9 protein-coding genes are annotated in these 12,993 nt (G+C 50.2%); 1 reads left to right on the forward strand and 8 read right to left on the reverse strand.

Annotated features, from left to right (window positions below; all coding sequences use genetic code 11):
- Positions 1–4: 4 nt before the first annotated feature.
- The 7 genes from V8F51_RS14830 to V8F51_RS14860 all read right to left on the reverse strand — a co-directional run bounded on the left by V8F51_RS14830 (position 5) and on the right by V8F51_RS14860 (position 11,011).
- Positions 5–550 carry a cysteine hydrolase family protein gene (locus V8F51_RS14830; RefSeq protein ID WP_337101053.1) on the reverse strand — a complete coding sequence of 182 codons (546 nt, stop codon included), beginning with the start codon at positions 548–550 and terminating at the stop codon, positions 5–7.
- Between the two features lie 63 nt (positions 551–613).
- The gene (locus V8F51_RS14835; RefSeq protein ID WP_337101054.1) at positions 614–1,387 is read right to left on the reverse strand and encodes an NUDIX domain-containing protein; all 774 of its coding nucleotides are present in this window, start codon (positions 1,385–1,387) and stop codon (positions 614–616) included.
- Between the two features lie 202 nt (positions 1,388–1,589).
- The gene (locus V8F51_RS14840) at positions 1,590–6,395 is read right to left on the reverse strand and encodes a tandem-95 repeat protein (protein ID WP_337101055.1); all 4,806 of its coding nucleotides are present in this window, start codon (positions 6,393–6,395) and stop codon (positions 1,590–1,592) included.
- 177 nt (positions 6,396–6,572) lie between these two features.
- Positions 6,573–7,178, reverse strand: coding sequence for a response regulator transcription factor (locus tag V8F51_RS14845; RefSeq protein ID WP_337101056.1), 606 nt, complete (start codon positions 7,176–7,178; stop codon positions 6,573–6,575).
- Positions 7,175–8,317, reverse strand: coding sequence for a sensor histidine kinase (locus tag V8F51_RS14850; protein WP_337101082.1), 1,143 nt, complete (start codon positions 8,315–8,317; stop codon positions 7,175–7,177). Before V8F51_RS14850 ends, V8F51_RS14845 begins: the two co-directional genes overlap by 4 nt.
- 103 nt (positions 8,318–8,420) lie before the next feature.
- Positions 8,421–9,482: a fatty acid desaturase gene (locus V8F51_RS14855; protein ID WP_337101057.1), complete on the reverse strand. Its 1,062-nt coding sequence runs from the start codon at positions 9,480–9,482 to the stop codon at positions 8,421–8,423.
- Positions 9,483–9,775: 293 nt separating this feature from the next.
- Entirely contained in the window at positions 9,776–11,011 is a 1,236-nt protein-coding gene (locus V8F51_RS14860) for an aminopeptidase (RefSeq protein ID WP_337101058.1), read from the reverse strand.
- A gap of 196 nt (positions 11,012–11,207) precedes the next feature.
- Between V8F51_RS14860 and V8F51_RS14865 the strand changes: the two genes are divergently transcribed.
- Positions 11,208–12,095 carry an SDR family oxidoreductase gene (locus tag V8F51_RS14865; RefSeq protein WP_337101059.1) on the forward strand — a complete coding sequence of 296 codons (888 nt, stop codon included), beginning with the start codon at positions 11,208–11,210 and terminating at the stop codon, positions 12,093–12,095.
- 23 nt (positions 12,096–12,118) lie between these two features.
- Here the strand turns inward: V8F51_RS14865 and V8F51_RS14870 are convergent, their stop codons facing one another.
- On the reverse strand, positions 12,119–12,991 hold the full coding sequence (locus tag V8F51_RS14870) for an SDR family oxidoreductase (RefSeq protein WP_337101060.1): 873 nt from the start codon (positions 12,989–12,991) through the stop codon (positions 12,119–12,121).
- Positions 12,992–12,993 lie beyond the last annotated feature (2 nt).

Raw genomic sequence — 12,993 nt, forward strand, 5'->3', positions numbered from 1 at the left:
TGGCTCACTCTCCTTTTTTCTCTACTGCAGCGCCAAGTGTATGGCGGAAATGCCCCAGCGCCCACTCATGTCCTGCTTCATTAAAGCTGGCCATCGCATCCTCATGGACGTAAATCTCGAAACCTTTGTTATAGGCGTCGACAGCGGTATGCAGGACGCAAATGTCGGTGCAGACCCCAACCAAATGCAGCTCCGTAATGCCTCTCTCCCGCAGCTTAAGCTCCAGATCAGTCCCGGCAAAAGCGCTGTACCGCGTTTTGTCCATCCAATAGATGTTAGCTTTATGATGTTCATACACTTCATCTAGCTTGCCGTATAGACGGCGTCCTTCCGTATCGCGAATATTATGAGGAGGAAACAGCTTGTGCTCGGGATGGCAGCTGTCATTCTCCTCATGAAGATCAACGGCCATAACGACGTATTCCCCTTGCTCCGCAAATTGCTTCGTCAGCTCTGCAATTCGCCCCTCAATCGCGATACCCGGCTCGCCGCAAGGCAGCTTCCCTACGACAAAATCAATCGTGTAATCGATAACGATCAATGCTTTCATCTACAACACCGTCCCTGTTCTAATAGTTTCAAAACGACAATATGAACCTTTAAAAAAGAATGCCTAGCTGTAAATAGACAACTGAGGCACATAATCGGTAAATCGGTAAAGCTGTGCTGAACGCTGAGAGTAGCGATTGGACATCTTCTGCTGCCCCGCATGATCTCTCGCTTCTTCTATGAGCCCTTTGCGGCTCTGCGTCGACGTTATTTTGCGGATAAAATTTTGCTCTTCGAACTCCGGCACGACCGTCTGAATCACTTGGTACAACTCGCTGATCGTGAACTCTTCCGGCAAAAATTGCTTCGCAATCGTCGTTGTCAGCATGCTGTGACGGATTCGGTCAAGCGCGTCTCTAAGCACTTCGTTATGATCGAATGCCAGATCCATCGCTAGCGCCTCCTCCACCGTGAACAGCCTGACATCCGAGGCATCGTCCGCTGCGCGGCGCTCTTCAAGCAGCGATTCATGGACGAGCGCGAAGAAGGCGTGCGAGATAATCCAGCCTCTGGGATCGCGTCCCGGCTTGCTGTATACATTGAAATATTCGATATGAAGCCCCGATACGCCCGTTTCCTCCGCAAGCTCGCGCTCCGCGCACGCCTCGATCGTCTCCGTCTCCTTGGCGAACCCGCCCGGGAGAGCCCACTGGCCTTCGAACGGCCAGCGCTTCCTCTCAATCAACAGCACTTGCAGTTCTCTAAGCGGCAGCGTCTTCTTACCAATATTTCTTTCGGTCGATGTAATGGTGAATATTACAATATCCGCAGGCGCGCCGTCTGGCGTACGGTAATGGTTCGATGAATAGTTTGATTCGTTCTCAATTTGCTCGGACATTGGACTCACCTGCTTCAAATGATATTGAATTCGATAATTTCGATTTGATATTATCATTATGACATATTTGAATTCAGTGTCAAGGTATTTTTTCCAATTGGGAAATGGTCTATTCGTCGCAGGTAAGGTATGAATAAAAAAACGCCCACCCATACCAAATGTACAGGTGAACGTTATTCACTGTTGTTAACTTACTTCCCTCTTATAACTCCAAACCAACTTTGCGGAACACTTCACCCTCGTTCGTTACGACGAACATATGATCAACGCTTGCTTCCAAAATATGTCCGTAAGCCCAATGGGAGGACGAGACATCCTTCCACGGCGATTGGTCTATTCCTTCCAAAGGCCCTCTGCCAGTTACACGATTCATAATGGCCGTTGCTTCTGCTCTCGTCAACTCATTATTCGGCTTGAAGACGCCGCCCGGATAACCGTTCATCCAGCCTTCTTCTTGAACGGCCTCGATATAGGCTTGCGCCCAATGGCCTTTAATATCCGTAAGGCTCGCCTCGCCCTCGCCCGCTTCGACAAGCTCAAGCTGCTTCCACTTCGCTAGGACGGCAGCCATCTCCGCCCGCGTCATAACGCTGCCCGGATGGAACGTGCCGCCTTCGTATCCGGTCATAATGCCAGCTGCCGCTACCGCATTAATCTCTTTCACTGCCCAGTGCGTGGCTGGCACATCCGTAAAGACGTTAGCCGATCCCGCTCCAGAGTCTAGCTTCATCAGCCTGTACAGCAGCGCTGCTACTTCCGCACGCGTAACATCTCCATTCGGCCTGAACGTTCCATCCCCATAGCCCTTCATGTATGCCTCATGGTACGTCTTGCCTTCTTGGTCCGCCAAGTACGCGCTCCATCCTTCCATGGACACGAGCGTGAACGTGCTGAATCGATCAATGGCAAAGGCGATTCCAATCGTTCCATTATCATCGTATTCTACTATGTTTCCTTGTATCAATTCCTTCGTACCGTCATCATGTTCAATGAAGATGACAAGACTGTCCAAGAATCGCTCGCGCTCGGCTGCATCTGCAGGAACACCTTCACGAAGAGGAAGGACGAGCATAACGGGACGGTTCTCCAGATTCGTATCAATCTCCATCGGCCTTCCGATGATTCGGACGTCCTTGCCCATCGACGCGGTTCGAATTAGGCTATTTTGCTTTACATTCCGCTCGGCAGCTTCACGCGCGGCCTCGTCCTTCACGGGAACGAAGTGGAAGTACATATCGCCCTCGAACATCTGCATGGTTAACGCGGATAAGTGCAGGCGAACGTTTTCCGTCCAAATTTGGAGCTCCGCTCCGCCATCGGCTATTATGCGATGCACTTTCTTCGCAATATTCACCTTCGTTTCGCTCACTTTATCCTCCGGATCCGGAATATAGAGGATAACTTTTTTGCCGCCTTTGGTAACGGCTTGTTTGGCTTCTTCTTCCTTCAAATTAACCTGATCTCTTACGACACCGTCCGCGTCAGTCTCGCGTTCGATTGTCACCTCGATCAACGAGGGATCGTCCAGCGGTGTCTTCGTGCCGTCGTTTATGTTGATCCATTCTTTCTTCGGTTGTTGCGGCGGCGTCTCTCTCTTGACCGTGATTGTAACTATTGCCGGATCAGAGTTCAGCTCGCCATCATTTAACACATAAGTAAAGCTGTCGATTCCGACATACCCTTTGACTGGCGTATACCTGAACGATCCGTCGGCATTCACCGTTACTGTTCCGTTCGCAGGATCGCTTATTTTACTAGCGGTTAGCGTTGAATGCTCGCCGTCCGTAGCCGCGACGAGCAGTCCTTTGTCGGCAGCAATCGTAAGCTGTTTATTGTTTTTCGTCGTAAAAGCTTTGTTCTGCGCAACCGGAGCGTCGTTAACCGGTGTTACGACAATCGCAATGACAATGCCGTTCACCATGTACTCGCCGTCACTTAATCCAACCGTAACGCTGTCGCTCGTTGTCTCGCTGCCGTCATGCACATAATTGATAAGACCGCTATTCATATCCTCCTGGGTGAACGTACCGTTCAAGGCAAGCGCGATACCGTTCTTCCTTAGAACGCCATTAGTCGGCGCCGCACTCAGCCTATACGTTAGATTCGCCGCTGCTGTATCAACGTCCAGCGCTTCTAACTGCGCCGGATTAATTACGACTGTTCCGCTCTCCTCTACCGTTAGACCGGCATTCGTGCCGATAGTTGGCGCATCGTTCACGGCCGCCACTGTCAACGATACCGTTACCGCATTAGAATTTGTTGTAGCGTCACTAGCCCTGTACGTAAAGCTGTCGCCTCCTGCGTAGTTGGCAGCCGGCGTATACGTAAACGACCCATCCTGATTAAATGTCAGCGTGCCATGTGTTACGTCGCTTACCAGTACCGCCGTCAATGAATCTCCATCAATATCCAAATCGTTGGCAAGAACGCTATTGGCCGCTGTCACAGTTAACGGCTGATCCTCATTAAGCGAATAGACATCTGACACTGCTACTGGCGCGTCATTCACTGCCGTAACCGTAATCGCGAATGCAATGTTGGTAACCCCATACTGTCCATCGCTTACATCAACCGTAAAACCGTCGCTCGTCGTTTCGCTGCCGTCATGCACATAATCGATCAGACCGCTGTTAATGTCCACTTGAGTGAAGGTACCGCTGACCGCAAGCTCGATACCGTTCTTCCTCAGTACGCCGTTAGACGGCGCCGCTTTGAGCGTATACGTTAGATTCGCCGCCGCTGTATCAACGTCGAGCGCTTCCAACTGCATCGTACCAATCACGCCTGTCCCATTCTCCGCTACCGTTAGACCGGCGTTCGTTCCGATTGCCGGCGCATCGTTCACAGCCGACACTGTCAACGTTACCGTTGCCACGTTGGAATTGGATGTACCGTCATTAGCCATGTACGTAAAGCTGTCGCTTCCAACGTAATTCGCTACCGCCGTATAGGTGAACGTACCATCCGCATTAAGTGTCAGCGAGCCATGTGATACACCGCTTACCAGCACGGCTGTCAACGTATTTCCTTCATTATCCGTATCGTTAAGGAGAATGCTGTTTGCTGTTGTCACCGTCAACGTTTGATCCTCGTTGAGCGTATGGGCATCTGCTACCGCTATCGGCGCATCGTTCACCGCCGTAATCGTAATCGCGAATGCAATGTTGGTAACCCCATATTGCCCGTCGCTTACATCGACCGTAAAGCCGTCGCTCGTCGTTTCGCTGCCGCTATGCATATAACTGATTAGACCGCTGTTAATGTCCGCCTGAGTGAAAATGCCGTTCACCGCAAGCGGGGTCCCGTTTTTCCTCAGCACGCCGTTAGACGGCGCCGTTTTGAGCGTATACGTTAGACTTCCCCCCGCTGTATCCACGTCCAACGCTTCCAGTCGCTCATTGCCAATTAAGGCCGTTCCACCCTCGGCCACCGTTAGACCGGCGTTCGTGCCGATTGTCGGCGCATCATTCACAGCCGTTACGATTAGGCTTACTATAGCAGCGATGTCGGATGTGCCGTTGCCATCGCTTGCCCGGTACGAAAAGCTGTCGGTACCGCTATAGTTAGCTTCCGGTGTATACGTGAACGAGCCGTTCGTGTTAAACGCCAATGTGCCGTGAGACGTGTTCGATGCCAGCACCGCTGTCAACGGATCGCCTTCGGGATCCGTATCGTTGCTCAGCACCCCAGGCGCGGATACCGTAAGCGCCGTATCTTCGGACGTCGTATACGTATCTGCGTTCGATACAGGCTTGGATTCCGGCATTCCGTGCAGCGTCAACATTCCCGTAACGTCATTCAAAAAGCCAAAACCCGATTCGAACCCTTTGAACATTATCGTATCTATCGCATACATCCAATAGGAATCTTCCATGCTTACATTATCTATAGATGTCCAATCGGCAACCTGAACCCCATTATTCCCGAACTCTTTCACTTTAATAATTTTATTCCCAGCTGCTGCCACTTCAGGAACATCCGCGATAATAAAGCCGCCTTCTTTGAGGGACAGCAAACCGTGAATTCCTACATTTGGAGGTGTATTCAGTGAAGTTCCGCTCGTCAACTCGCTGCCAATCGCTGCTCCTTGGTCATTGAATATTTTGAGATGAACACCATCCTCAGTTTCGGATAGAACGACATAGTTATTATTTTTTAACGCCGCTACTGTAGAAAACGAAATGCCCATATTTCTCTTACTATCACTGATTTTAAAGTGATTGAATCCGTTCACTGTTTTTTGCGTGCCGTCGTCATTGTAGATGACGCCATAATAGTACTCGCTACTATTCGTATAATATGTAATCATGAACGTGCCGTTACCGTTCGCTGCTACACCATGGAAGAAAGATCCAGAGTATCCGACTACATCTTGTCTCGAACCTGTTTTATCGATTGAAACAGCGTTTGTCACCGCTTGTCCATCAGAGGTGAAAATACGGAGCATATAATCATCCGACTCATGTTGCCAGGTGAATAGGATGTTTCCGTTAGTAAGTTCCGTCACAGTCGTAGTGCAGTTATAGGAAGCATCAGGATCCTCAGTGATATTGGTTGGCTCTTTCACGACGTCGCCGGTAGAGTCAATAATAACAAACTGGAAGTGTTCTCCGCAGCCCGTTGCAATGCCATCCCAAGTAAAAACCGAATTACCGTTTGATAATGCTAATAGATTCGTGTCACTAATTTTTCTGTCTGCAGGCAACATATCAGTTATGTTCAAATCAAAAACTTCCTGACCTTCTGCATCCACGACTCGATAATAATCTTGCCTCGTGGAAGCGTCTCCTACATAATAAGCAACCCCTGTCTTGCCGCCCGGCAAACCAACGACTTGACTAGGGACTTCTTCCGGCGCATCAAGAACTTGAAATTGCTCCATTGTATCGGGATCAACAACCGCCGCATTGGCCTTGTTCATTGCAGGCACATACAGGAGCGCATTGCCGAATACAAGCAAGAAGCTCAATATAAGAGCAATTTGACGCCTAACTTTAAAAAATCTCATCCATTATCCCATCCTTTTGAAGCTAGATTATAGTTAGGCAACCTATTATTAATTACAAGAATTATACTATAACGATTAGTAGAATTATATAAATTTGTAAGAAACGTATCTGAATGATAAAAAAATAGCAGAACCAGAGCTTTTGCTCCAGTCCTGCCATCGACTTACCCTATGCTTTTACTTAAACCAGCCCTTCTCCTTGAAGCGGGTGATCGCCTCAATCCGGTTGTTAACCCCAAGCTTATCAAGGATAACCGATATATAGTTGCGGACCGTTCCTGTCGTGATGAACAGCTCGCTCGCAATTTCCTTCGTGTTCTTGCCGTCCGCGACGAGTCCTAGCACTTCCTTCTCGCGCTCGGTAAGCGGATTATTGTCTTGGCCGCCGTAAGCCTCGTCTACAAGCTCGGTTGCATAGATGCGACGGCCCGCCATGACGCTGCGAATCGATCCAGCCAACTCCTCGCTCGGGCTGTCCTTGAGCATGTAGGCGCTAACGCCAGCCTTCAGCGCGCGTTCGAAATAACCCGCCCTCGCGAACGTCGTTAAGATCATCACTTTACAGCCCAGACCCTTCAGCTCTTCGGCGGCTTCCAGGCCACTCTTCACCGGCATTTCAATATCCATGATGCAGATATCCGGTTTATGACGCTGGACTAGCGCTATCGCTTCCTCTCCATTGCCCGCCGTACCGACGACTTTCATATCATCCTCCAGATCAAGCAATGAAGCAAGCGCCCCTAGCAGCATCCGCTGATCCTCCGCAATAACAATTGAAATCACGCTTCCGCCTCCTTTGCAGGCTGTATGATAGGGATAGGCACCTTCATAAGCAAGGTTGTTCCAGCTCCTTCGACGGATTGGATCTCCAGGCTCCCGTTGACGAACTCCAGTCTCTCCTTCATGCCTTGCAGGCCGTTACCCCTCATCGCATTCGCGGTATTCGCAATCCCGATCCCGTTATCATATACACGAATGACCAGCTCTCCCCGCCTAGGCTCAATCGCAACCAAACATTCCGTAGCCCTGCTGTGCTTCACCACATTCGTAACCGCTTCTTTCAAGCACATGCTCAGCACGTTCTCTATAAGCAGCGACGCATCGGTCAGCTTTACTTCGCCTTCGAGGCGGAACTCAATCTCTGCCGCCTTTAATATTTGCATCACACGGAACATTTCATCCTCAACTCTCGTCCCGCGCATTTGCGTCACAAGCTCCCTGACTTCCTTAAGCGCTGTGCGGGCCGTCTGTCTCACATCGTTGATCTCCGCTTGCGCTTTAGCCGGATTTTTCGTGAGCAGCTTACCCGCCAAGTCGCTCTTAAGTCCAATCAGCGACAGCTTCTGTCCGAGCGTATCATGCAGATCGCGAGCGATCCGCTGACGCTCCTGCAACGTTATGAGATCGGATATCCGCTTATTGGCATCCTCTAGCTGTCCTTGCAAGCGGTCTTGTTTGATCCGGTTGTAGGTATTGACAGGCAGCAGGATAACGACAATCAAGCAGACCAATACAAACGGGAACTGCGAGATGAACAGCGGATTCGACGATACGAAACCGTAGTTAATCGTAGCAAACGTCGTAACCAAATGTACGGCATACAAGGTGAAGAATCCGATTCGGTTCTGCACGTTACCGATAAAGAGCGCCAGGAAAATCGAGAAGTACACATAACTGAACAGCAGCGTCATCGCAATCGAGATCACAATCTGCATACTCGTCCAGAAGTAAAGCTTCCATCCCTTTGATACAAAGGAAAGCACATAACATACGAAGAATAAGATGATCATCAAGATCCCATAGACGATCTCGTACGTCGTCGAAGAACGAAATATGAAGTAAAAAGGAAGAATGCACAGGACGACCCAGACGTACGGGCTTAATCCTGTGCTTTTATGAAAGATTTGATACCACTTCTGCATCATGCTTCATTCTCCTATAGCCAGAGAGGCTTTCCTCATGCCAGCCCCCGGGTAGTCTACATGCTAGTATTGTAGCATATACCGGCGTATCGGCAATCACTGCTTACTTGCCTTGCAAGCTAGGTCTTGTCGAGCTTCTTTTGGCAGCTTTTTGAGCCCTGCTCGACTGTTTCAGACGGCTTCTCACCTCTCTGAAGCTGACGAACTTGCCCCCCGTTTCATCCCATAGACGGAACTTCAGCGATTCGAGACTTTCCTTGATCGTAATCGTCGTTGCTTTATGCAGCGGAGGCGTTGCGTTATGCGCTTCCTCCAAGTAATAGTTAGGCACTTTCGGGCTCAAATGATGCACATGATGATAGCCAATATTGCCGGTCATCCATTGCAGCACCTTCGGCAGCTTGTAGTAAGAGCTTCCGTCCACAGCTGCTTTCACGTAACTCCATTCATCATTATGCTCGAAGTAAGAATCCTCGAATTGATGCTGTACGTAGAACAGCCAAATACCGAGTACGCCGGACAAGTAGAAGATCGGACCTTGTACCAGCAAGAAAGCTTTCCATCCAATAGCCCAGATTAACAGCGCGTATAGCGCTACGATAAGTATATTCGTCAAATACGTATTCAAACGTTCCTTGCGTTTGGCGCCTTTACGGTTGAAGCGGTATTGCACCATAAACACGCCAATCGGACCTAATCCAAACATGACAAGCGGATGACGGTATAAACGGTAAGCCAGCTTCGTCCATTTTGACGCTGCAGCGTATTCGTCCACGGTCAGAATCCACAGATCGCCCACTCCGCGTTTGTCGAGATTGCTGCTCGTCGCATGGTGAATCGCATGCGAGTTTTTCCATTGCTGATAAGGAACGAGCGTTAAGACGCCTGTTATCGTACCGATAATATCGTTGGCTCGACGGCTCTTGAAGAACGACTGATGACAGCAGTCATGGAATATGATGAACGTCCTTATAACAAAGCCGGAAGCGACGATTCCGATTGCAAGCGTAAGAAGGATAGAGATGGACAAACTATAATAAGCAGCGTACCAAAGTAATACTAATGGCACTATCGTGTTAATGAGCTGTCTAATGCTCGATTTCAATTCGGTTTTTTCGTAAGGTGCGACTTCTTTTTTCAAGTTCGCTTGTTTCTGCTCTGTCATGCAAACTCACTCCTCAATATAACGCATGGAAGATACATGAAGTATTTTCAATCGTCCGGCATCCTCAATATTCATTGTAAAGAAAAATCGTCATGACCTGTAGTCATAAACGTCAAGAGACCTATATGACATTTGTCATATAGAATGACCCCCATTTGTGCGACTCTTGTATGTTTTTCCACATTTCCCCTCTTAATAATCATGAATGCGAAATAAAAAAAGAGAAGCGGTTGCACCGGCCAAAGCCTGTTGCGCAGCTGCCTCTCATCTATATGGCTAATCCTGGTTCTTGATTAAAATGCCCAATTTCCTTTGCGGAAGATCGGGACGACCGTGCCGTCCTTCTGAATGCCGTCGATATCCATTTCGGCAGAACCGATCATGAAATCATTATGCGTAATGCTGCTATTGACGCCATTATCGATCAGTTCCTCGGGAGACATCGTTTTGCCTCCTTCGATGTTGAAGGCATAGCCGCTGCCAATCGCCAAGTGATTCGATGCATTCTCGTCGAATAACGTGTTGTAGAACAATATATTCGATTCCGAGATCGGCGATTGATGCGGCACAAGTGCCACTTCGCCCAAGTAATGAGAGCCTTCGTCGATTTCTACAAGCTTTTCCAAAAATTCTTGGCCTTCTTCCGCTTCCGTTCCGACAATGCGCCCATTCTCGAACGTCACTTTGAAACGGTCGATAATGTTGCCTCCGTAGCTAAGCGGCTTTGTGCTCGACACATAACCATTCACGCCTTCTTTCAAAGGTACCGTGAACACTTCTTCCGTCGGCATGTTCGCCATGAACGGCACGCCTTGCACGTTCGTGCTGCCTGCAGCAACCCAAATATGCTTTTCGGCCAGCTCGATCGTAAGATCCGTGCCTGGCGCCGTATAGTGAAGCTTGTGGAAACGATAATCATTCAGCTTGTCGCTCTTCGCCGACAACGTTTCATGATGCTCTTCCCATGCTTGCACCGGATCCTCCGCATGCAGCCGAACGGAGTCGAATATCGCGTTCCACAGCAGCTCGACCGCTTCTTGCCCGCCAGCGTTGGGGAACACCTTCGCAGCCCACTCCTTGCCCGCCGCAGCAACAACTGTCCAACTCACTTTGTCAGCTTGGGTTGCTCTGCGGAACTCGCGCAGGCCTTGCCCTGCAGCCTTTTGGAAATTGCCGATCCTTGTTGGGTCGATTCCTTTCAACAGGTCCGGACTGGATGACACGATGGAGACGAACACCGCTCCGCGTTCGACGAATGAATTACGTTTATCCGTCTCCCATTGCGGATACTCCGTGAATACTTTATCGTCTGCTTTCTCGTATTTGAGTCTCGACAAAGCGTCGTCCGTCCACTCCACATGTACGTTGCCCGCGCCCGCTTCGTAGGCCGCGGCAGCTACGAGTCGAACGAAGGATGCCTGCTCGACAGCTCCGGTAATGAAGACCTCTTGTCCTTGCTGCACGTTAACGCCTGTTTTGACGATCAATTGCGCATATTTTTGTAAGTACTGTTCGAATGCTATAGCCATAGCTGGCATCTCTCCTTTATACAATCGTCTCCTGAAGAGACGACGAGTTTTATCCATTAATCATACCATAACGAAATGACCATTGCTCGTTCAAGCCATGCTTGCGCTTAACAACATATATGACAGTATGCTGTCATGTATGGTTTGTTAAACTACAATAACAGTAGATCAAATACATGTATAGAGGAGCATCCGAATGAAGCCACTAGAAGGAAAAATTGCAGTCGTTGCAGGCGCGACGCGCGGTGCCGGGCGCGGGATTGCCGCAGGTCTTGGAGCAGCAGGGGCAACGGTTTATTGCACAGGAAGAAGCATGCGAGGAAATCCATCGGATTTAAACAGATCGGAGACGATCGAGGAGACGGCCGAGCTCGTCACTGCGGGCGGCGGTATCGGCGTTCCTGTCCGTGTCGATCATACGAATCCTTCGGAAGTACAAGCGCTTTTCGAACGGATCAAGGAAGAGCGCGAGGGACAGCTCGATATTCTCGTCAACAATATTTGGGGCGGCGAGAAGCTGAGTGAATGGGGCAAGCCGTTCTGGGAGCAGTCGCTGGCGAACGGGCTGCTCATGCAAGAGCGTGCGGTAAAGTCCCATCTCATCACGAGCTATTACGGCGCGCCGCTCATGGTTGCCCGCGGGCAAGGACTCATTATTGAAGTTACCGATGGTATTGACTACCGTTACCGCGGCAATCTGTTCTACAGCTTAGCGAAAATCTCGCCCATCCATCTTGCAGAAGCGATGGCAGAGGAGCTTAAGCCTCACGGTGTCGCTGCAATAGCCATTACGCCCGGCTTCCTTCGTTCCGAGGAAATGCTTGAGCACTTCAATGTAACCGAAGACAACTGGCAGGATGCCCTCCACCATAGCGATGATCCTAACGCCGTCCATTTCGCCCAATCGGAGACGCCTTATTATATCGGGAAGGGCATTGCTGCGCTGGCATCAAGTACCGATCTGATGTCGCGTTCCGGGCTTGTATTCCCGAGCTGGACCATGTCCGATGAATTCGGCATCGTCGACGTCGATGGCAGACGGCCGCATTGGGGTAATTACGCCAAGGAGCATGGCTTTCTGTAAGCCATGCTCCCTCAGATAATCATTTAACCATTCACAATCTCCCCGCCGTTAATATGAAGCATCTGACCGGTCACATAGCTGGAATCATCGCATGCCAGGTAGACGTACGCCGCTGCCAGCTCATACGGTTGGCCGGCGCGTCCCATAGGCGTGTCCGAGCCGAAGGTCGACACGGACTGCGGGTCGAACGAAGCCGGAATAAGCGGTGTCCAGATCGGACCCGGCGCAACGCCGTTGACGCGGATGCCCTGAGCGGCGAGGTTGGCGGCGAGCGCACGGGTGAACGATACAATTGCTCCTTTGGTTGAGGAGTAATCGATCAACGTCGGATTGCCTTTATATGCTGTAATCGAAGCTGTATTAATAATAGAGGCCGACGCTTTCAGATGCGGCATCGCCGCGATCGTCAGATAGAACATGCTGAACACGTTCGTGCGGAACGTTGCTTGAAGCTGCTCGGCCGTAATGTCCTCCAGCTTCTTTCTGACATGCTGCTCAGCTGCATTGTTAACGACAATGTCCAGTCTGCCGAGCGTCTCGATCGTTTGCTTCACGACATTCTTACAGAACGATTCGTCCCCAACATCGCCAGCCAGCAGATGGCATTTCACACCCTCCCGTTCAACAGCTGCTTTCGTCGTCTTCGCATCGTCATGCTCGTTCAGATACACGATACAGACGTCGGCGCCTTCCTTCGCGTAGGCAACCGAAACCGCACGGCCGATTCCGCTGTCGCCGCCCGTAATGATTGCGACCTTCCCCTTCAGTTTGCCCGCTGCCTTATACCCTTCCCATTCATAGATCGGCAGCGGATTCATTTCCGATTCGATGCCCGGCTGTCGATTTTGATTTTGCGGCGGAAACACAGGCGTTTTATTATTGGATGCATTCGTCATCT

This window comes from Paenibacillus sp. YIM B09110, assembly GCF_037167145.1.
GTDB lineage: Bacteria > Bacillota > Bacilli > Paenibacillales > Paenibacillaceae > Pristimantibacillus.